Annotated in this window: 25 protein-coding genes; 10 read left to right on the forward strand and 15 right to left on the reverse strand. The window is 66.9% G+C overall.

Annotated features, from left to right (window positions below):
* The first annotated feature begins 120 nt into the window (after positions 1–120).
* From ON22_RS16315 to ON22_RS38000, 3 genes are all read left to right on the forward strand, one after another.
* Complete coding sequence (locus ON22_RS16315) at positions 121–873, forward strand: IclR family transcriptional regulator (protein WP_033241546.1); 753 nt, start codon at positions 121–123, stop codon at positions 871–873.
* Positions 874–933: 60 nt separating this feature from the next.
* Positions 934–1,101: an AMP-binding protein gene (locus ON22_RS37995; protein WP_231507930.1), complete on the forward strand. Its 168-nt coding sequence runs from the start codon at positions 934–936 to the stop codon at positions 1,099–1,101.
* Positions 1,102–1,339: 238 nt separating this feature from the next.
* Positions 1,340–1,684, forward strand: a complete 345-nt coding sequence (locus tag ON22_RS38000) for a hypothetical protein (RefSeq protein WP_342446986.1) — start codon at positions 1,340–1,342, stop codon at positions 1,682–1,684.
* Here ON22_RS38000 and ON22_RS16325 read toward each other — a convergent pair.
* From ON22_RS16325 to ON22_RS16345, 5 genes are all read right to left on the reverse strand, one after another.
* A complete protein-coding gene (locus ON22_RS16325; protein ID WP_033241545.1) occupies positions 1,665–2,573 on the reverse strand; it encodes a D-alanyl-D-alanine carboxypeptidase family protein in 909 nt (302 codons plus the stop codon). The two genes, ON22_RS38000 and ON22_RS16325, sit on opposite strands and share 20 nt — an antisense overlap.
* A 277-nt stretch (positions 2,574–2,850) precedes the next feature.
* Complete coding sequence (locus ON22_RS16330) at positions 2,851–3,441, reverse strand: TetR/AcrR family transcriptional regulator (RefSeq protein ID WP_156052193.1); 591 nt, start codon at positions 3,439–3,441, stop codon at positions 2,851–2,853.
* A gap of 97 nt (positions 3,442–3,538) precedes the next feature.
* On the reverse strand, positions 3,539–5,785 hold the full coding sequence (locus ON22_RS16335) for a cytochrome P450 (RefSeq protein ID WP_033241543.1): 2,247 nt from the start codon (positions 5,783–5,785) through the stop codon (positions 3,539–3,541).
* A gap of 52 nt (positions 5,786–5,837) precedes the next feature.
* The gene (locus ON22_RS16340) at positions 5,838–6,995 is read right to left on the reverse strand and encodes a serine hydrolase domain-containing protein (protein WP_033241542.1); all 1,158 of its coding nucleotides are present in this window, start codon (positions 6,993–6,995) and stop codon (positions 5,838–5,840) included.
* Positions 6,996–7,036: 41 nt separating this feature from the next.
* On the reverse strand, positions 7,037–7,810 hold the full coding sequence (locus ON22_RS16345) for an SDR family NAD(P)-dependent oxidoreductase (protein ID WP_081595614.1): 774 nt from the start codon (positions 7,808–7,810) through the stop codon (positions 7,037–7,039).
* Between the two features lie 71 nt (positions 7,811–7,881).
* Between ON22_RS16345 and ON22_RS16350 the strand changes: the two genes are divergently transcribed.
* Genes ON22_RS16350 through ON22_RS16365 form a run of 4 tightly spaced genes read left to right on the forward strand, consistent with a single transcriptional unit; the run spans position 7,882 to position 13,035 of the window.
* A complete protein-coding gene (locus ON22_RS16350; protein ID WP_231507929.1) occupies positions 7,882–8,640 on the forward strand; it encodes a TnsA-like heteromeric transposase endonuclease subunit in 759 nt (252 codons plus the stop codon).
* Entirely contained in the window at positions 8,640–10,664 is a 2,025-nt protein-coding gene (locus ON22_RS16355) for a TnsB C-terminal domain-containing protein (protein ID WP_033241541.1), read from the forward strand. Before ON22_RS16350 ends, ON22_RS16355 begins: the two co-directional genes overlap by 1 nt.
* On the forward strand, positions 10,661–11,731 hold the full coding sequence (locus ON22_RS16360) for a TniB family NTP-binding protein (RefSeq protein WP_051157710.1): 1,071 nt from the start codon (positions 10,661–10,663) through the stop codon (positions 11,729–11,731). Before ON22_RS16355 ends, ON22_RS16360 begins: the two co-directional genes overlap by 4 nt.
* Positions 11,731–13,035: a hypothetical protein gene (locus tag ON22_RS16365; RefSeq protein WP_051157703.1), complete on the forward strand. Its 1,305-nt coding sequence runs from the start codon at positions 11,731–11,733 to the stop codon at positions 13,033–13,035. The genes ON22_RS16360 and ON22_RS16365 overlap by 1 nt, the downstream gene beginning before the upstream one ends.
* Before the next feature lie 17 nt (positions 13,036–13,052).
* Here the strand turns inward: ON22_RS16365 and ON22_RS16370 are convergent, their stop codons facing one another.
* Entirely contained in the window at positions 13,053–14,105 is a 1,053-nt protein-coding gene (locus ON22_RS16370) for a saccharopine dehydrogenase family protein (RefSeq protein ID WP_033242280.1), read from the reverse strand.
* A 141-nt stretch (positions 14,106–14,246) separates the two neighbouring features.
* Here ON22_RS16370 and ON22_RS16375 point away from each other — a divergent pair, with 141 nt between their 5' ends.
* Positions 14,247–15,269 carry an AraC family transcriptional regulator gene (locus ON22_RS16375; RefSeq protein WP_051157704.1) on the forward strand — a complete coding sequence of 341 codons (1,023 nt, stop codon included), beginning with the start codon at positions 14,247–14,249 and terminating at the stop codon, positions 15,267–15,269.
* A 63-nt stretch (positions 15,270–15,332) separates the two neighbouring features.
* On the opposite strand, the gene ON22_RS36720 is transcribed toward ON22_RS16375, so the two are convergent.
* Positions 15,333–15,482, reverse strand: coding sequence for an SDR family NAD(P)-dependent oxidoreductase (locus ON22_RS36720; protein WP_269322761.1), 150 nt, complete (start codon positions 15,480–15,482; stop codon positions 15,333–15,335).
* 275 nt (positions 15,483–15,757) lie between these two features.
* Here ON22_RS36720 and ON22_RS16380 point away from each other — a divergent pair, with 275 nt between their 5' ends.
* Positions 15,758–16,540 (forward strand): GTP pyrophosphokinase, encoded by a 783-nt coding sequence (locus ON22_RS16380; RefSeq protein ID WP_373280867.1) that lies wholly within the window; start codon positions 15,758–15,760, stop codon positions 16,538–16,540.
* 116 nt (positions 16,541–16,656) lie between these two features.
* Here the strand turns inward: ON22_RS16380 and ON22_RS16385 are convergent, their stop codons facing one another.
* Genes ON22_RS16385 through ON22_RS38430 form a run of 3 tightly spaced genes read right to left on the reverse strand, consistent with a single transcriptional unit; the run spans position 16,657 to position 18,061 of the window.
* Entirely contained in the window at positions 16,657–16,854 is a 198-nt protein-coding gene (locus ON22_RS16385) for a ferredoxin (protein ID WP_033241539.1), read from the reverse strand.
* Between the two features lie 5 nt (positions 16,855–16,859).
* Positions 16,860–17,594: a cytochrome P450 gene (locus ON22_RS38425; RefSeq protein WP_306306600.1), complete on the reverse strand. Its 735-nt coding sequence runs from the start codon at positions 17,592–17,594 to the stop codon at positions 16,860–16,862.
* Positions 17,591–18,061 carry a cytochrome P450 family protein gene (locus ON22_RS38430; RefSeq protein WP_306306601.1) on the reverse strand — a complete coding sequence of 157 codons (471 nt, stop codon included), beginning with the start codon at positions 18,059–18,061 and terminating at the stop codon, positions 17,591–17,593. The genes ON22_RS38425 and ON22_RS38430 overlap by 4 nt, the downstream gene beginning before the upstream one ends.
* Before the next feature lie 227 nt (positions 18,062–18,288).
* Here ON22_RS38430 and ON22_RS16395 point away from each other — a divergent pair, with 227 nt between their 5' ends.
* Entirely contained in the window at positions 18,289–18,969 is a 681-nt protein-coding gene (locus tag ON22_RS16395) for a GbsR/MarR family transcriptional regulator (RefSeq protein WP_033241538.1), read from the forward strand.
* A 145-nt stretch (positions 18,970–19,114) separates the two neighbouring features.
* Here ON22_RS16395 and ON22_RS16400 read toward each other — a convergent pair whose 3' ends face one another.
* The 5 genes from ON22_RS16400 to ON22_RS16420 all read right to left on the reverse strand — a co-directional run bounded on the left by ON22_RS16400 (position 19,115) and on the right by ON22_RS16420 (position 23,564).
* Positions 19,115–20,008 carry an SMP-30/gluconolactonase/LRE family protein gene (locus tag ON22_RS16400; RefSeq protein ID WP_051157705.1) on the reverse strand — a complete coding sequence of 298 codons (894 nt, stop codon included), beginning with the start codon at positions 20,006–20,008 and terminating at the stop codon, positions 19,115–19,117.
* Positions 20,005–20,949 carry a sugar kinase gene (locus ON22_RS16405; RefSeq protein ID WP_197039604.1) on the reverse strand — a complete coding sequence of 315 codons (945 nt, stop codon included), beginning with the start codon at positions 20,947–20,949 and terminating at the stop codon, positions 20,005–20,007. Before ON22_RS16405 ends, ON22_RS16400 begins: the two co-directional genes overlap by 4 nt.
* Before the next feature lie 71 nt (positions 20,950–21,020).
* Positions 21,021–21,647 carry a bifunctional 4-hydroxy-2-oxoglutarate aldolase/2-dehydro-3-deoxy-phosphogluconate aldolase gene (locus tag ON22_RS16410; protein WP_033241537.1) on the reverse strand — a complete coding sequence of 209 codons (627 nt, stop codon included), beginning with the start codon at positions 21,645–21,647 and terminating at the stop codon, positions 21,021–21,023.
* Positions 21,648–21,699: 52 nt separating this feature from the next.
* Positions 21,700–22,848, reverse strand: a complete 1,149-nt coding sequence (gene dgoD, locus ON22_RS16415) for a galactonate dehydratase (protein ID WP_033241536.1) — start codon at positions 22,846–22,848, stop codon at positions 21,700–21,702.
* Positions 22,845–23,564, reverse strand: a complete 720-nt coding sequence (locus ON22_RS16420; protein ID WP_033241535.1) for a FadR/GntR family transcriptional regulator — start codon at positions 23,562–23,564, stop codon at positions 22,845–22,847. Before ON22_RS16420 ends, dgoD begins: the two co-directional genes overlap by 4 nt.
* Positions 23,565–23,577: the final 13 nt, after the last annotated feature.

Consider the following 23,577-nt stretch of genomic DNA (forward strand, 5'->3'; position numbering starts at 1 on the left):
TTTCCGGACAGTGGAAGTATTCGTCCCCACCGCCCCCGCCGCGTTCTATGGTGCGTGGGCGATGCGGCCCCCTGACATGGAGTTATCCCGTCGCATCGGCCGAATGAGGAAGGAGACCGGATGCGGTCGCAGAATCCCCGCGAGACCCCGACCGGAGTCATGCAGCGCGCGGCCTCGATCCTCGACGTACTCGACGGTGCCGAACCCATGAACCTGTCGCAGATCGTCGCGGCCACCGGATTACCGCTGTCGTCGGCGCATCGCGCGCTGGAACAGCTCGTCACGTTGCGCTGGGTGCACCGGAACGGCAAGAAATACCAGCTGGGTATGCGCATCATCGAGCTCGGTTCGGCCGCTTCCCAGCAGAACGCGCTGCGTCAGGCCGCGCTCCCCAGCCTGCACTGGTTGCACCGGGTGACCGGCTGCATCGTGCACCTCGGGGTACTCGACGGCGACGAGGTGGTCTATCTGGAGAAGGTCGGCGGAGAACTGGTCACCGGTATCCGGTCGCGTGTCGGCAGCCGGATGCGCGCGGAGACCTCGGCGATCGGCAAGGCCCTGCTCGCCCTCGACCGGCCCGCCCATGCCGGCTCACCGGATATCGACCGGGCCCGGGAACTGCGCATGGTCTACGAGCACGAGCGGTGCATGAAGGGTTTCAGCTGTGTCGCGGCGCCGATCGGGACGATGGGTCACGGCGAGCCCGCCGCGGTCTCGGTTTTCGGTTCGGTCGCGAAGATCCGCGCGGACCAGCGGATACACCTGTCGGTGCAGACCGCGGCGGCCGAAATCGGAAGGCGGCTGGACCTGCCCCGCTCCGGTACCGCCCAGCGGCGCCCTGTCCGGTACCGGCAGAGCCGATTGGGTGCTTAGGAGGTGCCCGGGCCGGGCTATCGGCTCCGGCGGCCCCCGCTTTCGAATCAGTCGTTCGGGATGAGCGCGCACCCGGATTGGCCGCACCGCGATCTGTCGTCGTTGCGCTTCGTCACTGTCGCGGCGGCACCCGTTCCACCCCGGACGCTGCGCGCGTTCACCGCGCGCGGGATTCCGATGTGCCAGGGATACGTGCTCACCGAAACAGGCCCCGGCGCGCTGCCATGAGGTCGAGCAGAGACTCGGTTCCGCGACGAGCACTGGTTTCGCTCCGGCGATATCGGGATGGCCGAGGACGAGGGTTTCGTCGGATCGTCGACCGGCTGAAGGACATGATCATCTCCGGCGGCGAGAACATCTACCCGGCCGAAGTGGAGGCCGCGCTGCTGGAGATGCCTGGGGGCGCGAATGCGCGGTATTCGGTGCACCGGACGATAAATGGGGCGAGATCGGTGTCGCAGCGATCGTGCCGGACGACGGATTCGAGGGTATCGACACAGATATTGCTGCGTTCCTCGGTGAGCGGCCGGCCCGCTACAAAGTTCCCAAACGGTATACTCCCTGCCGGAAATACCCCGCAATGCCACGGGAAAAATTCTCAAACACGAGCTGCGGCGCCAGTTCGCCGACTGAGCCCAGGCCCCCGCAGAAATGCATGAGCCTCGACGTGACCGCCGGGCGGCCCTCACTGGCCGATGGATCGCCGCGGCAGCGACCGGCATCACTGCTGACACGAGCCCGGCCTCGACCGCCTGGGCAGCCGAGGCCGGGATGGCAGCCGGTGCGCCTGGTCAGATGGGCAGCGAGCTGAGGATCGGGACGAAACCCCAGTCCATGATGCGCCGGGCGTCGGCCGTCGCGGCGTCCAGGTCGTGGGGTGAACTGTTCAGGACCACCCCGATCAGCCGCTGGCCGCCGCGGGTCGCCTCGAACAGCAAACAGGTCCCGGCGGCGTTCGTGGATCCGGTCTTGATACCGGCGGTGCCCGGATACTCCTCGAGCAACCCGTTGGTGTTCTCCCAGACGTGATGCCGGTTCGCGGGCCCGGCCGGCTGATGCTGCACCGGTGTTCCGACGATCTGCCGGAACACCGGATTCGCCATCGCGTGCCGGCCCAGCCGCACCAGCTCCGCGGGCGTCGAGTACGTGGCGAAATCGTCGGGGACGGGCAGACCGCTGGGGTCGCTGAAATGCGTATTCGGCATACCCAGCCGGTGCGCGGTGGCATTCATCTCGGCGATGAAACCGTCCCGGCCGGGTCCGAACGATTCGGCGAGAGCGTAGGAGGCGTCGCAACCGGACGGCAGCATCATCGCGTACAGCAGCTGCCGCGCGGTGAGCACTTCACCCGGCACCAGGCCCGCGGTACTGCCCCCGTGGGCGGCGGCGGAGTCGACGGCCGCCTGCGACACCGTGACCGGCCGTTCGAGATCACCCGATTCGAGCACGACCACGGCCGTCATCACCTTGGTGAGGCTGGCGATCGGCAGCCGGGTGTCCGGCTGCCGCGACCACACGATCAATCCGGTATGGGCCTCCGCCAGCGCCGCCGCGGGCGCCTGTACGCCCTCCGGCTGGGGAGTCAGCGGAAACGGCAGCTGAGCCGAGCCCCCCGGAACCGGGGCGGCCGCGACGGTAGGCGCGAAGACGACGAGCACTCCGGCGAAGACCGCCGGCAGCACACGGGTATAGGTTCGCATCGCCACATTCTGTCGTCTGACCTGGCCAAACGGTGGGATATCGGCCCCCAGGCGTCGCCGCTACCCCGCACGCGGAACCCAATCCGGCTACTCCGCCAGGACACGACGGCGTGTCGCGGCACAGACCACGACCGGACGCCGGTGTTCGCGCGAGTGGCGAGGGTGCGCACAGCCGAGAGTGAACCCGCAACATGCGAAATCCTGGGGGACGACAGAGAAACCGGCGCGAACGCTGGTGCGCGAAGCCGTGATCAGTCGGCGTCGAGGCCGGGACCACTCAGCGACGCATACAGTGCAGCCATTGTTCGGCCAGTACCCGGACGAGTGCCCCGAGATCGTCGTCGTGCCCCTGGACTACCGCGAACTGGAGGTTGCGGTCGGTGGACATCAGCATCGACATCACGTGGGCGCGCGCGAGTTCCCGGGCTTCCTCGTCCGGTTGCCGGGCCAGTAGGTTGCGCATCCGGGCGGAGACTCGACCCAGCATGGCGAACCATTCGTCGGATACCGACTGCTCGTGGGCCAGCGCCTGCTCCATCACCGCGAATTCGGCGCGGTGTCCTCGCCAATAGTCGATATGGCCGGAGAGCCAGCCGGTCACGTCCGCGAGGGTGGGGTCCGCGATATTGTCGAGCGCCTGGTACGCCGCCAGGATCGCCCCTTCGCGGGCACGCATATGTTCGCGCACGACTTCGGCCTTGGACCGGAAATGCAGGTAGAACGTGGCACGGGATACGCCGACCGCTTTCGCGATCATATCCCCGGTGGTGGCGGTGTATCCATGTTCGGTGAACAGTTCGCGGGCACGGTCTATCAGTGCCGTGCGCGTCGCCTGTTTCTGTTCGAGGCGGGTCATCCGTCTCGCCACCGCCACAACTGTGCCTCTCGTCGATCACATCGAAGAAACGACTCTATCGGGTGGTTGCCCGATAGAGTCGTCGCACCGAGAGGCGAGCGCCGGACGATCAGCAGTCCAGAACCAGTCGCGAGCAACCTTCGGCGGCGCGGGAGACGCAGATCATCATCGTCTCGCTCGCCGTTTGTTCGGCCGGCGTCAGGATGGAGTCCCGGTGGTCGATGCGGCCGGCGATAACGCGGGTTTCGCAGGTGCCGCAGGTACCTTCCTTGCACGACGAGAGCACACCGATACCGTTCTCTTCGGCGACGTCGAGAACCGTGCGGCCCACCCCGACGGTGGCAGTGCGACCGGAAGCGGCGAACTCGACTTCGAACGCTGTGTCCGGCCCGGTATTCGTACGCGGCTTCGCGGCGAACCGTTCGGTGATCAGCGAGCCGATCGGCCAGTGCGCACTCGCTTCCTCGACGGCTCGGAGCAGTGGTTCGGGGCCACAGCAGTAGATGAGTGTGTCGTCGGCGGGGTCGGCGAGCACTGTGGCCAGGTCGAGCAGGCCGTATTCGTCCTGAGGGCGGAGGGTGACCCGGTTGCCGTAGCGAGCGAGTTCCTCGAGGAACGCCATCGACTTGCGGGTCCGGCCGCCGTAGAGCAGGGACCACTGCGCACCCTGCTGCGCCGCCTGTTCGATCATCGGCAGGATCGGTGTGATCCCGATCCCGCCGGCGACGAACACATAACGCGCGGCCGGGCGCAGCGCGAAGTTGTTGCGCGGCAGTCCGACCGTCACGGTCGACCCGGTCCGCAGTCGCTCGTGAACGAACCGCGACCCACCACGGGAATCCGCGGTCGACAGCACCCCGATACGCCACCGGGCGCGGTCCGCCGGCGCGGAGGACAGTGAATATTGGCGCACCAGCGCCTCCGGCCCGTCACCGAGGTGCACATCGATATGTGCCCCGGGTTTCCAGCCGGGTAGATCTTCACCGTCCGGGTGCCCGAGAATCAGCGATACGACCCCGTCAGCTGCTGTGCGCCGGTCGAGCACGGTCAGTACGAATTGCCGGGCAACCACTTGCTTCGCCCGTTCGACGTCACCGACATCCCAGGTCACAGGTAGGTTCCGGCGCACCGGCAGCAGCGCGATCGGCAAGAAGTCCAACGGTACGTCGGCGGCGGGACGCAGTGACGGCAGCCGCTCGAACAGCACTTGCAGCGCCGTCGCACCCTGAACCCGGGCCAAGGCCTGGCCGAGGCAGGTATGCCTGCCGCGGGTGAAGGCGAGATGGTCTTCGGGGTCCGGGCGGTGGATATCGAAATCGAACGGATGGGGGCACCGCGCCGGGTCGGTGTTGGCGCTGGCGAGCGCGAGCCACACCATATCGCCCTGTGCGATCGATACGCCGCCGATCTCGGTGTCCTGCTGCGCCTGGCGCGCCGCGAACGTCGAGGAAGGCCGGCGGCGCACGGTTTCTTCGAATACGCGTGCCCACAGCTGCGGATCGGCGAGGGCCTCGGCCGGCACATCGGGATTCTGTGCGAGGAACAGCACCGCGTTCGAGACCGCCTGACTCGTCGAATCGACTCCCGCCATGGCGAATTCGGTGAGGTGAACGGCGATTTGAGCGGAAGACAGGATCGGGCGGCCGTCGGCGCCGACGGCGGTCGCCATATCCGAGATCAGGTCGGAACCCGGACGCTCGCGGCGTTCGTCGATAATTCGGCGCAGTACCAGGGTCGCGTCGATATAGCGCTGCCACACCTGTGTTCGCAGCGGTTCGGCCATCGGCTCGGCCGCCGACGCGAGGATCAGGGCAAAGTCGTCGCGCAGTTGCCGCATCATGGCGTCGTGCTCGACGCCCAGACCCATATGGGCCATGATCGTCGCAGTGGTGAGTTCGAGTGCGTAGTCGGTGACGAGGTTCGCCGAGCCCGCCGTCTCGAACCGGTCGATGATGCGGTGGGCGCGTGCCTCGATCTCCGGCCGCAACGCTTCCATCCGGGCCTTCGTGAAACCGCGCTGGGCGACGAATCGATGGTCGGTATGGCTCGGCGGATCCGAACCGACGAGGATCTGGGTGATCAGGTCCGACGGCATGATGGCACGGAACTGTTCGGGAACGTCGATCGTGCCGCTGTTGCCACCGGAACCGAACTGCTGCCAGTCCGCCAGGACGGTTTCGACATCATCGCGGCGCGTCACGATCCACGCGTTCAGATGCGGGTAGAAGAACACTGGCAGCTCGTCGCGGAACCGCGCGAAATGCGCTGCCGGGTCGGCGAAGTAGTCGTCGCCGAGCGCGTCGAAACCGTGCGCGATCGGACAGCGGGCGGCCACCGCCTCAGGGGTACTGGTCATGAAGAACTCCCTTCCCGGCCCGTGGCCGGAAAGTGTGGACGGCGAATTCGGTTCAGATGGCCGCGGCGGCGGCCATGGTCGACAGCTTCTGGAAGCGGGCGACATTGTCGCCTTCCTCCATGCAGCCTGCGGACAGGAATACGAAGGTCAGGTCGAGCGCGGGGTCGACCCAGAACAGCGATGACCCGACACCGTAGTTACCGAAGGTGCGCGGTGAGGTGAACGGGCCGAAGAACGAGGCATGCGCACCCGTGCCCGACAGGGAGAAACCGAGCCCGAAATTGCCGGGCGGTATATCCCAGCCACGGGCTGCCGCGATACCGGCGTACAGGTCATTGGGTATCTCGCCGGTCTGCAGCGTCGTCGCCTGGTCGATGATCGCGGGCGCGATCAGGTACTCACCGTTCAGCTCGCCGCGGCGGCGGAACATCTCCGCGAAAGTGAAGATATCGTCGACGGTGCTGACCGCGCCGACCCAGGGGATCTCGGCGTCCTCGGAAATCGCGTCGTTGAGGCATTCGATATCGTCCGGGGACAGCCATCCGGTATCCGGAACATAGGCTTTCAACGGAACGGCATCGTTTTTCCAGTCGGCGGGCAGACCGAACCTGGTCCTCGTCATACCGAGCGGCCCGAAGATCAGGTCCTGGGCCAGGTCCCGGAACGACGAGTACCCGTACACCCGCCGGACCATCTCACCCATCAAAGCGTGATTGATCGCCGGCGCATAGTTGAGATCGGTGCCGGGTTCATTCACCACATCGACCGAGCACAGCGCGGCGATGACATCGGCGAGCACACCGAACTCTGCCGGACCCAGGCCCGGGTTCGGGGTGGCGGGCATACCGGACCGATGCGTCAGCAGATGGTGCAGGTTGATCCGGTCCTTCCGCACGGAGCGGAAGATATCGGGGCCGGCGAACTCGGGGATCACATCGACCACCCGCGTCGACAGCGCGAGTTTGCCCTCGCCGAGCGCACGGTAGGCCAGCGCGTTGGTGAAGGCCTTGGTCATCGACAGGATGCGGAAGACGTGATCGTGGCGCAGCGGGGTCGACGTGGCGCGTTCGGCGAAGCCGATGGTTTCGTCGACGACGATATCGCCGTGGCGGGCGAGGACGATGTTGACGCCGTCGTAGGCGCCGGAGTCGATATCGCGGTGGATTTCGTCGGTGAGCCGGGTCAGGGCGGTACGGTCGATTCCGCTCATGGTGAATCCTGTTCTTCGCTGGCTGTTCTGGTCGACGGGGGTCACATGACCAGGCCACCGGAGGGCGAGAAGGTCTGGCCGGTGTAGTAACCGCCTTCCTCGCCCGCGAGGAACAGGACGGTGCGGGCGATCTCCTCGGGCGTGGCTACCCGTTTGATCGGCTGCAACGAGATGAGGAAGTCGTTGAACTCGGGTTCGGTCTGCCGGAACAGCGGCGTATCCACCGCACCGGGGGCGAGCGCGTTGACGCGGATACCGAACGGCGCCAACTCGGTGGCGACCTCACGGGTCAAGCCGAGAACACCGGCCTTGGACGCCGGGTAGTACGCCGGCATCGCCACCGCCATCAGCGCGGCGGATGAAGAGAAGTTCACGATCGCGCCGCCGCCGGCTTTCTTCAGGAGGGGCACCGCGGCCCGGGTCGTGTAGAAGGGGCCGTACAGGTTGATTTTCATTACCCGGTCGAAATCCTCGTCGGAGATCGTTTCCAGGAATTCCGGATTGTATTGCCGCCCTTCCTTTGCTGCCAGGAATCCGCGGTAGTTCTCCGCGTTGAGCGCGGCACCGGCGGCCTTGGTCGGCGTGTTGACGCCCGCCGCGTTGACCAGGACATCGAGGCGTCCCTGCTCATCGCCCACCCGCTCGAACGCGGCGCGGACGGCATCGGGATCGGGATCGGGATCGGCGATATCGAGCGGCACGGCGTGCGCGTTCGGCACCGCCGCGAGCGCGCGTTGCAGACTCTCGTGTCCTGTTCGGGTATAGGTTTCGGCGTTCGGGGTTAGTTTTCGTAGGTGGTTGCGGAGTTCGGACATAGTTTTCGGATTCTGGGGACGTCGGAGGGTCCTGGCGGGCAGACTCCGTGCCCGTGTCGAGCCTGAGTGTGGTGCCGGGCGGCGCGGCGGCGTCGCCCGAGGGCGGGGAGTTCGCGATCGCCTATGTCGATGTCGAGTCCGGTGAGCGGCGGCTGGCGTTGACGGATGCGTGGGCGGTGCCGTTGGAGGACTGTCTGCCTGTGCGTGGGTTCCCGTCTTACAAGGGCCAGCGCAATCATGTCGGTCGCTGGTGGACGGCCACGACCGGAGGTCACGTCGGTTACGAATCGTGGTTGGAGCGGGATCGGTTGCAGCTGTTGGATTTCGATCCGGACGTAGTCGGGATCGCGGCTCAGCCTTTCTGGCTGTTCTGGACGAAACCGGATGGCAAGCCGCGGTCGCATGCACCGGACTACTTCGCTCGGCACGCGGATGGCGGTGCGCTGGTGCTGGACTGCCGTCCGCTGGATCGGATCAAACCGCGTGACGCTGAGGCGTTCTCGGCAACGCAGGCGGCGTGCGCGCTACTCGGCTGGTGGTATGAGGTGGCTGGTGCACCGGATCCGGTCTTCATGGCGAACGTGCGCTGGCTGTCGGGTTACCGGCACCGGCGCTATGACCTGCCCGAGGTCACCGGCGCACTGTTGGACGCGTTCGCTGAACCGGCCGAGTTGATGTCCGGGGCGGAATCGGTGGGCGACACGATCGCGGTGCTGCCGGTGTTGTTCTATCTGCTGTGGCGTCATCGGCTGCAGGCGGATCTGTCGGTGCCGCTATCTGCTGACACCGAGGTCGTCGCCGCCGATGCGCGGAGGGTGGTGGCGGGCTGATGGGTTTGCCGCGTCCGGTGCTGCGGGTGGGTGATCGGGTCGTGTTCGACGGTGACGAGCATGTGGTGGTGGGGTTGTCGGGGACGTCGGTGCGGTTGCGGTCCGACTCGGGTGTCGAGCAGGTGGTGCTGGCGTCACATCTGATGGGTGCGGCGGATTTCGTGGTGGTCGACGGGACAGCGTTGCCGTCGGTGGAGCCGCACGGGTTGCTGGAGGCATTGCCCGCCGACGCGGTCGCGGCAGCGCAGCAATGGTGCGAGCACGTGGTCGAGGTCGAGACCGGGCTGCCGCCGGATCCGCCGCCGGGCGCCCGCCCGAGAGAAGGCTACGACCCGGCGGTCACGTCGCTAGCCGAGCGGCAGCGCGCGAAGGCGGACGAACTGAGGGTGACGACGCGCACGATCGAGAATCGGCGCGCTCGCTATGCGTCGCAGGGGTTGTGGGGGCTGGTCGATCAGCGGGTGACACGGACATTCGATCTCGCCGGCCGCGCGGATCCGCGGTTGGTGGAGGTGATCCGCGAGATGCTCGATGCCGAGACCGGCCAGTCCACCGGCACCCGGTCGCGGCTGATCCGCCGGGTGGTGAAGAAGCTGGAGGAAATCCACGGCTCTGGGGTGGTGCCGTTGCCAGGTAAGACCACGTTCTATGCGTTGATCGACCGGTTGTCGGTCGGGCGGCACACGTTCGGGTCGGCGGTGACACGGCGGCAACTGGCCAACCGTCCGGACGGGATGTTCACACCGACATTCGCGATGCGGCCGGGTGAGCAGGTCCAGATCGACTCCACCCCGATCGATGTGATGGTGCTGGCCGAGGATGGGGTGCCGGTCCGCGCTGATCTGACGATCGCGGTCGACGTCGCCACCCGAAGTCTCTGCGCAGCGGTGCTGCGGCCGGTCGGCACGAAAGCGGTCGATGCGTCGCTGCTGCTGGCGAAGATGATGGTGCCCGAGCCGATGCGGCCCGGCTGGGCCGCATCGTTGCGGATGTCTGCGTCGGTGCTGCCACACGAGCGGCTGGTGTCGATCGATGCGCGGATGCGGGAGGCAGCGGCTCGGCCGGTGATCGTCCCGGATCAGGTCGTCATCGATCACGGCAAAGTGTTCGTCTCCGAGGTATTTGAACGCGCCTGCGATCGACTGGGCATCTCGATCCAGACCGCCCGCAAAGACACCCCGACCGACAAGGCCATCGTCGAGGCAACCTTCACGGCAATCAAAACTCTGTTCGCGCAACACGTTGCCGGATTCAAGGGCGCGAACCCCACATTGCGCGGGCCCGGTATCGAGGCGGTCTGGACGATCGGGGAATTACAGGATCTGTTCGACGAGTGGGTCATCTACTGGCAGCACCGCGGCCATGACGCGCTACGGGATCCGGCCGCGCCGCGACGGAAACTGTCGCCGAACGAAAAATACGCCGCCCTGGTCGCGGCAGCCGGTTATCTGCCGCTCACGTTGTCGGGCACCGATTATCTGGAGCTGCTGCCGGTGAAATGGCGGCAGATCAACGACTACGGCGTCCGCATCGACAACCGCATCTACGACTGCACAGAGTTTGGCCGATATCGGCGTCAGCCGTCCGGGCTGGCGGGCAAGCGAGGGTTGTGGGAGGTGCACTACGACCCCTACGACCTGTCACGGGTATTCGTGCGCAACCACCACGACGGCGGCTGGATCACCGCCTCTTGGACGCATCTGCCGATGGTCGCCGCACCGTTCGCCGACTTCACTTGGCGCCACGCCCGCCGCCTGGTCGCCGAATCCGGCCGTGACGTCACTGAAACCGAAATCGCCCGCGCCCTCGACGCCCTGCTGACCCGCGCAGAGCATGGCCCGGACGCCACCGGCCGCAAGATCGCCGCCCGCACTCGCGCCGCCACAGCCACTCGCCGGCCAGAACCGCCGCCCGCGACCGAAGCGGACCAGGCGGCGCCGCAACAACAAGCCAAATCCGAGACCGCCGAGGTGATCCCGTTCGGTGTCTTCGACGCCGACGCCGAAGCAGAAAGATGGATATGACCGGCCAGCCCAGCGATAACGCCGACGAGTTGCCCGCCGACGAACCGTTGACCACGAAGGAGGGCTGGCGCCGGTTCGTCGACTACCAACCCGAAACACCCGCACAGCCGGATCACGTTGCGTTGACGGCGTTGTCGCGGGCTGAGCGCATCGCTCTCGACGAGGCGAGGCGTGACTATCACGGCCAGTTGCCGTTGGTGAATACCCCGACGATCCGGCAGGTGCTGCGCACAGGACGGCTGCTGGTCCAACTCAACCGTGGCCAGGTCTCCGCCCGCCGCGGTGTGATCCTGTCGGGAGCCTCCGGGACCGGGAAGACCACAGCGCTGACGCAGTTGGGCCGCACCCACGAACGGGCGATCCGCAAACGCCACCCCGGACCCGCCGGGCGCAACCGGATCCCGGTCGTCTACGTGACCGTTCCGCCCGCGGCGACCGCGCGGATGCTCGCGGTCGAGTTCGCGCGGTTCTTCGGCCTAGAATTCGGCAGCCGCGCGAACATGCCCGACATCGTCAACACCGTCTGCGCGACCGCGGCCCGCACCTGCGTCGAGCTCGTTTTGGTCGATGAGATACACAATCTGAACCTGGCCACCCGCGCCGGCGCAGAGGTCTCCGACCAGTTGAAGTACTTCGCCGAACGCCTGCCCGCCACATTCACTTACGCCGGAATCGAGGTCGAAGCCCAAGGCTTGTTCGCGGGAGTCCGCGGACGTCAGATCGCCGGACGATTCACCCTCATCAGCGCGACGCCGTTCGCCTACGGCACCAGCGAGCAACGCGCCGCCTGGTGCGCCCTGGTCGCCTCGCTGGAGGGCATGCTGGTGCTGCACCGGCACAAGCCCGGCACGCTCGTCGGGCTGGCCGAATACCTCTACCAGCGCACCGGCGGCATGATCGGCAGCCTGTCCCAGTTGATTCGCGGCGCGGCGATCCTGGCCATCGACGATGGCGGCGAGAAGATCACTCGTGCTCTGCTCGATGAGATCCCCGTCGACTACGCCGCCACAAGCAGCAGTCCGCCACGCCGCCGCACCATCATCGCCCGCGGCGAGGCCAGCGCCTGATGGTGGCACGACTGCCGATCCGCGTCCGGCCCGCCACCAACGAGATCGCCGTCTCCTACCTCACCCGGCTGGCTACATTGCACGAGATGCCGTTCACCGAGCTCTGGACCCAGGTCAGCCGACCGCGCAACGGCACCAGCACACGCCGAATCGACGCGGATCTGTTCGCGGCTGTCGTGGACCAGCCCCGCGCGCGACTGGCCCGCGCAATCATCGAACTTCGATCTCCAGAACCGGACTGGCTCGCAATGCGGCACGAACCCCAACGCGGGTGCTGGCGTTGCACCGCCGCCCATCCCGGCGGGCCAGTGCTGCAGCTGCTGGCACACCACCACTGGGTCTGCCTGCGACACCGGATCTGGATCGGGCCACCGGATCTGACCGGCTTGCCGCAACCGGACCTGACGCAGTTGCCGGAAGTTGTTGCCGCACAACGCGCCCACTTACGGCTGATGCGCCGCCTCGGACCGGCGGCGACCTTCGACGCGGTGCTGACCGGGTTCCTCATCTGCGCGCACCGATGGACCTCTCGGCGCGAGCCCGAGCCCGGCGATGCCCGGCATCGGTGGGCCCGGCGGGGGCAGCTACTGATCCCGTCCGGCACCGAACTGGAAACCTTCAGCGCCTCAAGACTGTTCGCCGTTACCTACCCTGAAGCCGTCAGCCTCGCCGAGCTGCTGGGGCCACTGCATTGGCGGAGATTGGCCGCAGGTGGGCTAGACATGCAGCGACGATTCGCCGCCGCGATCGGACCTCGTCTCGGCCAACCCGGCTATCGGCCGCAGATCGTCAACGATGCCGTCGCGCACTGGATCGACCAGGACTGCTGGCGATCCCCGAGCCTGCCCCTGCAGGACTACCGCAGCCTGCGCACATTCGGCGGCCCCAGCTATCGCAAACCCCACACGAAGAACGAGGAAGCCCGCTTCACCAGCGCCGCCTGGTTCGCACAGCACCGCTGCGGAGGAGACGCCATGCTCCACCATCGCACCCTGGCACCGGTCATCCTCCGAGACTGGTCCGAGCAACAGGTGCTGTTCGAAACCGCGCTGTCGGCGATAGCGACAGTCCGCGAGGTCCACACCGAACACGGCCCGAACTCGACTGGGCCCACGGTCGGATCCTTCGATTTCATCCGCCCACACCCGGCGCCATCGGATTATCTCGCCACCGCTGTCGAGCCTGCCCCCTGGCCGGAACGGACCCAACCGCGCCCGGAATCGCAACCGCGGCCCTGGTCGGTCAGCGAACGCCCCTATTTCACACCTGGCCCTCGCCGCCGACGGAAGTTCAGGTTCCGCTGAACACGCGACAATCTGTGTCACCCCACCGTCGAGGTCGTCTTGATCGTCCAATCGAGGCCATGTTCGGACAAGGTTGCGAGGAAGTCGGCGGGGTCGAATGCCTGTGCTGGGCTGAGCACTCCGGCAGCGGCATTGCCTGTTGCGAGTCGCCGGGCTGCTTCGACCGCGACGACAGCGGTGGTGCCGTAGGTGTCTGTCCCGCGGATCACCCCACGGGTCTGGAGGCCGTGGTGGTCGGTCGCGTCGAGAAGGTAGGTGAAACGCTGGGCGGCGCGGTCGCGGTCAGTCGGGCCTTCGGGAAGACTCTCGATCAGCTCTGCTGTGACCGGTGTTGCGAGCCTGGCCTTCAGAGTGGCCTCGACCAGGCTTTCGACATGGTCGACATGAACATGCCGGGGAATGGTGACGACCTCGCACAGCGGCAGCGTTGCCATCGCCACGGACGCGCCGTCGGGCAGCACGATCGCCTCGTGCCGTGGCGCGATCCCAGCGCGCCACAACCCGTCGTGATAGGTCAGCCCGCCTGCGGTCATCGCATCGATGGTCGCCAACGCCGAACGCAACGATCCCCGCGAGGGACCGCCACCACCGGTGATGAGGTGGCTGACCGTGATCTCGGCCAGCGGCCCGGTCTGCTCGGCGACAAGGTGGGCGAGCAGATCCCCCGGCAAGCAGCCGTCATTGGTCGCCGGCACCACCGTGACGCCCGCACGCTCGGCGCCATCGGCGAAGGTGTCGAAGATGCTTTTCACATACGACTGCTCGCCTGCGGTGTCGACATAGTGGACGCGGGCATCGATCGCTGCGGCGACCACCGCCGCCCCGGAGACGGTGAACGGCCCCGCGCAATTGATGACGACATTGCTACCGGTCAAGGCCGCGACCAACGCGGCGTGGTCGTCGGCGCCAGCGACCCGGCGGTCGGCATCGGGGATGCCGACCTGGGCCGCCGCGTCTTCGAGCCGCTGCAGGTCACGGCCGATGAGCCGGACCTGCGCTTCATGTCGGGACAACTCGGCGAGGATGAGCTTGGCCTGATAACCGTTGGCGCCATAGACAGCGATGACCATATCGACTCCTGATTCGTGCCAGACTGCGCGACTACGCAGCACATCGAACTTAAAACCGATCACATGAGACGTTCAATGCGACAAAATCTTCCATCTATACGAATTCGTCTCGATGACATGAGAAGTTGATAGTCTTGCCCAATGGATCCCCTGTCGGACGTGGTCACTGCGATGCGCATCGGCGAGCCACATTCAGCACGGGTCACCCATCGCGCACCGTTCGGTTGGCAGTTGCCCGCAGTCGACGCCGCCGGATTCCATGTCGTGCTGGCCGGGACGTGCTGGTTCCTGCCACCCACCGGCGACCCCATCGTGCTGCGACCAGGTGACATCGTCTTCCTCCCCGGCGGTTGCACCCATGCCCTCGCAGACGACCCGGCTACACCACTACACGCAGCCACGACGACGCTGCGCCGAGTGAACCCCGGACAGGCTGAATCGTCGGCACCCGCATCCGAATTGCGGCCGGAAACCGTTCTGCTGTGTGGCGCCTACCTGCTCGATCGAAGCCGGTCACACCCGATGCTCGCCGATCTTCCCGAGGTCATTCACCTCCCCGCCCCGACAACGCGCCACACCCCAGCGGGAACAATCGTCGACCTCCTCGACGGTGAACTCATCGGCAATCACCACCCAGGGCGCGATGCCATGCTGCGCACGCTGCTGGACGCTCTGCTGCTACACATCCTGCGCAGCTGGCTCGACCAGCACGCCGACAGCGGCACCGACGCCGGGTGGTCCGCCGCACTCCGCGACCCAGCCGTCGCGACCGCGCTATCGGCGATCCACAGCTCGCCCGGACACGGCTGGACCATCGCTGAACTCGCCGATCACGCCGGACTGTCGCGGGCCAGCTTCGCCCGCCGATTCACCACATTGATCGGCCGACCGCCCATCGCCTACCTCACCTGGTGGCGCATGACCCTCGCCGCTCGGCAACTGCGTGACACCGACACCCCGATCTCGATCATCGCCCGACACGCCGGCTATGCATCCGAATTTGCGTTCGCCCACGCGTTCAAGAGCGAATTCGGCTGCCCGCCAGGACGATTCCGACAGCAAACCCCTCCAGCCCAACCACCGGACCGGAATCCAGCACCCACGACCGACCTGCACCCTCCTGCCCAAGCAGCAGCCGCCCGCGCCACCAAATCCGAAATATAGACCCGAACACGCCGACCCTGGAAAACCCGCATCAAACTTTCGGAACCCACGTCGATGATCGACCTATCCGAAAAGTCCACCTGAAACGGACATCTCGGCGGAGATATCGGCCCCGTAGACGATCGCCCCCTGCGCGGCGAACGCCGCAGCTGTCGCCGCGCCCATCCCGGAAGCGGCACCGGTGACGAAAACGACCTTGTTCTGGAACTGCATATGAACACTCCTTGCGCGACCACAACCGCCGGTCCCCATAACCTGCGGCGCTCTGTGAGCAGGATTGCATTTTCACTTGACACTTGTCTAGTGAAAGCTGAAATCCGCACGTCAGAGCTAGCGGAGAGCCTCGCCACCGAAGAGCAGCCACCAGCGCAGCGAAACGAAAGGCCACGGGCCCCGGGCGATGATCGGCCGATGCGCGACGGGCCGGAGACATGGTGGATATCACTCGAAGTGGCGGGTAAATCGCAGGTGAGGGCACAATGGGCGCAATGAAGCCCTGGCATCCGGACACCACCGCCGTCGATGGCCCATCCGGCGCACCGGGGCGAATCGATATCGAGCATGTCCAGACGCTGCGCGAACAGTTCGTCGACTTCATGCTGGGCTACAAGTTCGCGATCGACGAGATCACCACGAAGATCAATATTCTGCGCGAGGACTTCAACAGCACCCATGAGTACAACCCCATCGAACATGTGGGATCGCGGTTGAAATCGCCGGAAAGCGTGCTGGAAAAGGTGCAGCGCAAGAACTACCCGATGAACCTGGCGGCGATCCGGGAAAATGTGCTAGATATCGCCGGGGTCCGGGTCGTCTGCAGCTTCATCTCCGATATCGCCGCGATCCGGGACATGCTGGCCGGCCAGGAAGACATCACCGTCCTGGAAGAACGCGACTACATCACCCACCGCAAGCCGAACGGCTATCAGAGTCTGCACCTGATCGTGTCCATCCCGGTGTTTCGCTCCGCACGCACCGAACGGATACCGGTCGAGATCCAGATCCGCACCATCGCCATGGATTTCTGGGCCAGCCTGGAACACAAGATCTACTACAAGTACCGGGGCGAAGTGCCCCCGAACCTGCGCAGCGACCTCGCCCAGGCCGCCGAAGTCGCCACCCAGCTCGACGAGAAGATGGAAGCGCTGCACCGCCAGGTGGACCGCACCGGCCATGTACGCACCGGTCCGGCCGATTCCCTGGACCTCACCGGCCTGTATCAGAGCCTTGCGGCAGAGCGTTCCGCGCGCCCCGCCCCGTCCGAGCGGTGACGGCCGGCCTCGCAGCACCACCCCGGCACGCTCGACCGTCCGTCTGCTGCCGCATGGCGGCGCCGGATGACCACCTCATCATCCCGATCCGGCACGGCCCCGATAACAGCGGGCGGTCAGGCACTCTCGGCGAGCCGTATCGCGGCAGCAGGGCACTCCTGTTCGGCCTCCCGCACCCTGACGTGCAGCTCGGGTGGTGGGTCCGTGTCGAGCACCACCGACCTGCCGTCGTCGGCCTGCTCGAAAACCTCCGATGCGGCCAGTACGCACATACCCGCACCGATACACGACCGGCGGTCCACCGAGACCCGCATCCGGCTCACCACGTGACCGGCAGGTTGTGCACGCCGTAGACATCCGCGCCGTGCCGCAGCGCTACGGCGTCGGGCGCAACCGTGAGGCGAAGCTCCGGAAAGCGCGATACCAGGGCGGGTAGCGCTACTCGCATCTCGACGCGGGCGAGTTGCTGCCCCAGGCATTGGTGCGGGCCGTAGCCGAAGCCCAGATGCCCCGTGGCGTTGCGGTGGATATCCAACGTATCGGGGTCATCGAACCGGCGGGCGTCCCGGTTCGCTGTCTGTAGTGAGAGGGCAACGGTTTCGCCTGCGGCGATCGTCCGGCCGGCCAGCTCGATATCGGTGAGTGCCACACGCGAGTTGGTGTGCACGATGGCCAGGTAGCGCATGAGTTCTTCGACTGCACTATCCGCGAGGCCGGGATCGTTGTGCAGCGCGGCGAACTGGTCCGGGTGCGTGAGCAGGGCGAAGGTCCCCAGACCGAGCATATTCGCGGTGGTGTCCAGCCCGGCGCCGAGGAGAAACGTGCCGATTCCGGCGAGTTCGTCGTCGTCGAGATCCGTGGCGGTCAGATCACTGAGCAGATCGTCGGTCGGAGCCGCTCGTTTGGCGGCGACCAGACCGCGCACATACTCCTCGATCGCCGCGAAGGCAGTGAGCTGATCGGTTTGACTGCTGTCGACGCTGTTGACGGCGAGCGCATGGTGTTCGAAAGTCGCCCGCTCGGCGAACGGTACCCCGAGCAGCTCACAGATCATCTGCGCCGGAATCGGGTACGCGAACTTTCGACGAGGTCCAGCGGCCCTCCCGAGTCCGCCATCGCATCCAGGCAGGAGTGTGTGATCTCCTCGACGCGGGCGGTGAGCTGACGCATCCGGCGTACGGTGAACCGGCCGATGAGCAGGCTGCGATACCGGGTGTGCTGCGGCGCGTCCACACCCAGGAGATCGCCGATCGGAGCAGGTGACAGCGGCCCCAGATCGGCTACCGGGTTGTGCATCAGTTCGTATCGGGAACTGAACCGGCGGTCGGCGAGCACGGCCCGGACTTCGGTATGGCCGGTGGCCAGCCAGCCGTGGTGACCGTCGGGGAAGGTCCAGCGTGTGAGCGGACACTTTTCGCGCTGCTCCGATAGTTCGATCGGGGGATCGAAGGGTCGTCCCGGTGGTCTCCGAGTGTGCAGCGCCGCCGCGGTGTTCTCAGCTGTTTCTGGTGGTTGTGTCATCGTCGCTCCCGATCTCACCGTTTCGTTCAGATCAAGGCGAACGCTAAGTTGCATTAAGCCTGTGCTCAACGATAAATCTGCGCAATTTGTACAATATGCAGCTCAGTTCAGGTAAATTGGTTGCAATTGCTGTGCGGGTTAATGCTCCCTCCGGCGAGCTATCGTTGCAATGCACTGCCGATGAACGCTGTTGTCGACCGGATGCCACACAGAGAGGGCCCCTCCCGATGCCGGGATCCAGACTGTCCGCGGAGGACCGCCGAGAGATCGCCGTCGGCCTGCGAGCCGGAATCGGCTACGCCGCAATAGCACGGCAGCTGGACCGGCCGACGTCGACGATCAGCCGGGAGGTCAACCGCAACGGCGGCCCCGGGCGTTACCGTCCCGACCGGGCACACCGAGTCAGTCGGCAACGATCCCGCAGGCAGGCGAATCCTGACCACGCACACAGCACCGTCGACAGCCGCGCACTACCCGTTATCGACCGTCTCACTTCGCTGTTCGTCGAAACGGGGATGCCGCGCACCGCCGCCGGCGTGCTGGCGTGCCTGATGACCGCGGACGACGGCAGCTCGGTCGCCGCCGAACTCGCCGCGACACTGCGGGTGAGTCCGGCGGCCATCTCCGCCGCGATCGGGTATCTGCAAGCGCAGGAACTGATCTACCGGAAACAAGACACACCCCGGCGCCGCGACCGCTACATCATCGACGAAACCGCCTGGGCCCGCGCCACTATGGCGGGGGTGCGCCAGAATGCGGCGATCGCGTCCGCGGCCCGCAGCGGCGCAGCGGAGGTCGGCGCCACCACGGCCGCGGGCGAAAGGCTGGCCGGTATGGCCGATTTCCTCGATCATGTCGGCCGCGACCTCACCGCCTCGGCCCAGCGATGGGCAAAGTTGCTGACCTGACCGGGACCCGTCTCAGGGTGGCGAGGTTGCGCGCCGCTGAATTATCCGCTGAAAGTTCCTGAAAGGCCGATCCTCGCAGGGATCGCGGCCGCAGCCTCGAGCAGTACTGCTACCGAGCAGGCACTCCGGCTCCGATCACTCGCACCTAAGCGCCGAAGATCGCTGTGGGCAGTCCCGCGACTGTCGTCGAAGCGACCAGCGTGGCGCCGTCCAGCGGACCCGGTTCGGTCAACCCGTGAGTCGCGGTGGTGACCAGCAGCCGGTGCGGAGCACGAGCACTGAATGCGATGCTCGTCGGCTGGGCCGCCGGGACAGGCACCACATCGATCAGCTCGCCATCGGGGCTGTATCGGTGCAGCCTGCGGCCACCCCACAATGCCGACCACACATATCCGTCCGCATCGACGGTCATACCGTCAGGGCTCGCATCGTCGACCGTGGCGAAGACCGTCGCGGGCTCGTCGATTCCGCCGTCCTCCCCCACTCGGTACTGCAGGATCACGCCACGTGCACTGTCGGCGAGGTACATGGTGGCACCGTCAGCGCCGAACGCCGGACCGTTGGGGACGGTGAGCCCGTCGAGAACCACGTGGACGCTGCCGTCGGGATCGACCCGGACCAGCCGGCCGGCTCCAGGGGTGCCGTCGTAGGGCATCGCGCCGGCCCAGAACCGGCCACGGGGGTCGGCGACACCGTCGTTCATCCGCATCGGAACGGAGGTATTGTCGAACGGCTTTGCCAGCCAGTCGATATCGACGTCAGCGGCGCTCGGTTCGGCACCATTCGATACGTGGAGCAGCGCGATACCGGTGCCCGCCGCGGCGATCCAGCCGCCGCCGGCACACGGGGCGACGGCCCCGAGGGGGATATCGAGCCGCAGTCGTTCACGTGCCGCACCGGTTTCGGTCTCGCCGTCGGTTTCGAACAGCCTTCCCGCCAGCAGATCGACGAATACGAATCCGTCGTCCGTCGCCCGCGCCCCCTCACCGAGTTCGTATCGCGCCCCGCCCAGCGCGGTCCACTCGCCCACCGCGCTCATCGCAGTGCCGCCCCGGAGCCGGCCGTGATCAGGGCCAGCTCGTCCCGGCTCGGCAGCCCTTCCCAGTCACCGCGGCTCGATACCGCGAATGCGCCCAGGGTGTTTGCGCGCGCCAGCCGTTCGGCGATATCGCCGCCGTCGAGCAGCGCGGACAGGTATCCGGCGGTGAAGGCGTCACCGGCACCGATCGAGTCGACGACACTCACCCGGTGTCCTTCGCCCGTGGTCACGCCCGCGGCAGTGTGCGCGGTGGCTCCGTCGGCGCCGAGCTTGATCACCACCTCCGATACGCCACAGCCGATGAGCTCCGCGGGATCACGTGCGACGAGACCGAGTTCGTCCTCCGAAGCGATCACCACGTCCGCGGCGCGGGCCAGCGGCCGCAGCGTTGCCGCGGCGATATCCGGATCCCAGAGCCGCGAGCGGAAGTTCACGTCGAACGAGATCAGCGCGCCGCCGCCGCGGGCGATGCGTACGGCCTCGGTCACGGCCTCGGCGGCGCTCGCGGACAAGGACGGTGTCACGCCGGTGATATGCAGGACGCGCGGCATCTCCGTCAGCGCCGCAACGGAATCCGCCGCCCGAACGCGGGATCCCGCGGAATCGCGGCGGTGGTATTCGACGCGGGTCACGTCCGGTAGCCGCTGTTCGAACAGCACCAGGCCCGTGGCCCGGTCGGTATCGCGGGAGACGGTGTCGACGAAGACGTTCTCCGCGCGCAGGGTACGCAGTACCAGTTCCCCGGACTCGTCGGCGCCCAGTCTGCCACCCCACCGCACCCCGTGGCCGAGGCGGGCGAGACCGATCGCCACATTGGACTCCGCACCGGCGACCGCCAGGGTGGCGTCACCACCGAACCGGATCCGGTCCGCGACGCGCACCGCGACCATCGTCTCGCCGATGGTGACGACGTCGAGAGCTCGTTCGGGAGCCGCGCTCACGCTCTGTCTATCGGGCATGAGCGAAGGCCCCGCGTGGTGATGCTTCGCTACCGCCTCCGGGCCTGACCCGCTCATGCCTGCTCCCGCACAGCTTCGAGGAACGACCGTGCCCGTAGCCGCAGCGCCGCCAGGTCCCCGCCGTTGGGAGCGTCGCCGCACAGCGGGCTCGCGACGCCTACCGCGACCGCGCCGTTGGCCAGATACGCGGGCACGGTATCCGCGCCGACCCCGCCGACCGGGATCAGCGGGATATCGGGGAACGGTGCGCGCAGATCCTTGAAGTACCCGGGTCCCATCGTGGACGCCGGGAAGATCTTCACCGCGTCCACACCGAGCCCCGCCGCGGTAATGATTTCCGTAGGAGTCAGGGCACCGCAGAGCACCGGGACGCCGTCTTCGATCGCGGCGGGCACCGAAGGCGCCAGGCCCGGTGTGACGATGTAGGTGGCGCCGGCGTCCCGCGCCCGAATCACGTCGCCGGGTGTGAGGACGGTCCCCGCGCCGAGTTGGATCTGTCCGTCGAGCCTCGTCGCGACCTCCTCGATCACCCGCAGCGCGTCGACCGAGGTGAGGGAGACCTCGAACAGCCGGAGGCCTTCGTCGGCGAGCGCCAGTGCGGTATCGATGGACGCGGCGGCGTCGGTGCCACGGATGATGCCGAGGAGCCGGTGTGCGCGTAGGTCGTCGAGCAGGGTCATCAGATGCCTCGATTTCGTCGGTTCTCGTATCGCCGGCTGCCGCCGGGTGGGGTCACCATTCGGCAAAGGACCCGTCGGGGTGGCGCCAGATCGGTCCGTGCCAGCTGGTGGCGACCGCGTCGGCGGCACGGACCGCGGCCTCGTCGATCGTGACCCCGAGACCCGGTGCGTCCCAGCGCTCGATATGCCCGTCGACGAACTGGAACGGGGAGCGGTCCAGGACGTAGTCGAGCAGCTCGGCACTGCCCTCGTTGTAGTGGATTCCGATGGATTGCTCCTGCAGCAGGAAGTTCGGTGTCGCGAGCGCGACCTGCAGGCTGGCCGCCAGCGCCAGCGGGCCGAGCGGGCAGTGCGGGGCGAGCAGGGCGCCGAAGGTTTCGGCCAGGGCCGCGATGCGCCGGACCTCGGATATACCGCCGGCGTGCGAGAGGTCCGGTTGTACGATCGCGACGCCCGACTCGAGCACCGGCAGGAATTCGGTGCGGGAGTACAGGCGCTCACCGGTCGCGATCGGCACGGTCGTCGACTCCACCACATCGCGTAACCGGTGGCTCAGTTCGGGCAGGACCGGTTCCTCGACGAACAGCGGCCGCATCGGCTCGAGCATCGGTACGAGCCGGCGCGCGTCGGCAACTCCGACGCGCCCGTGGAAATCGACCGCGATATCGTTGCGGTCGCCGATCGCATCCCGGACCTTACCGACGCGCGCGACGACGCCATCCAGTTCCGCGGGCGTCGCCAACCGGCCGAATCGTCCGCACGCGTTCATCTTCAGTGCTGTCAGACCGGCGTCGATCTGGGCGCGGGCGGCATCGGCGACCTCGTTCGGTTCGTCGCCGCCGACCCAGCCGTACACGCGTACCCGGTCGCGGACCGCTCCACCGAGTAGCTGATGCACCGGTACGCCCAGCGATTTTCCGAGGATGTCCCACAGCGCTTGATCGATACCGGCGACGGCGCTGGAGAGTACGGGGCCGCCGCGATAGAAGCCGCCCTTGGTGAGGACTTGCCAATGCGCTTCGACGGTGCGCGGATCCTTCCCGATGAGCAGTCCGGCAAGTTCGTGGACCGCGGCGCGGACGGTGACGGCCCGGCCCTCGACCACCGGCTCACCCCAGCCGACGATGCCGGCATCGGTGGCGATGCGGCAGAACAGCCATCGTGGTGCGACTGCGAAGGTATCGATAGCGGTGATCTTCACCCGGATTCCTTACTGTCGAGAAGATTGAGCACGCGCGACAGGTCGTGTGCGGACTTGTCGAGCAGTGCCCTGGTCGACGCCACCGCGGCCGTGGGATCGCCCGCGCGGATGGCGTCGACGACCGCGCGATGGCTCGGCACCGGGTCGTCGGTGGTGTGGTTGTGCACGAGGGAGTCCCGGACCATCAGCGCCGGTTCCACGAGCACGTTCATGCTGGCCAGCATTTCGTTGTGCGCGGCCCGCAGCAAAAGTCCGTGCCAGGCCAGATCGGCGGCGGCGGCCTGCTCCGCGGTTCCCGTCGCGGCGGCGGCCATATCCGCGAGGGCCTGCTCGAAATCGGCGAGGTCTTCGTCGGTGCGGCGCAGCGCGGCCAGTCCGGCGGCGGACGGTTCGATGATCGCCCGCACCTCGGCGAGTTCGTCGAGCATCGCGGACGCGTCACCGGCGGAATGCCGCCAGCGGATCACATCGCTGTCGAGCACATTCCACTCGGCCCGTTCCCGGACGAAAGTCCCGCGGCGCTGGCGGGAATCGACCAGCCCCTTGGCCGCGAGCACCTTGATCGCCTCACGCAGCGCGGTCAGCGACAGGTCCATCCGTGAGCCGATCTCCCGCAGATCGAGGACCTCACCGGGCGCCATGGTGCCGTCCACGATTCGGGAACCGAGCAGTTCCACTGTCGTACCGTGGACTCCGCGTCCCGCATAGCCTGTCATCTCTTCCCTCGAC

The organism is Nocardia carnea NBRC 14403 (assembly GCF_000308515.1).
Taxonomy (GTDB): domain Bacteria; phylum Actinomycetota; class Actinomycetes; order Mycobacteriales; family Mycobacteriaceae; genus Nocardia; species Nocardia carnea.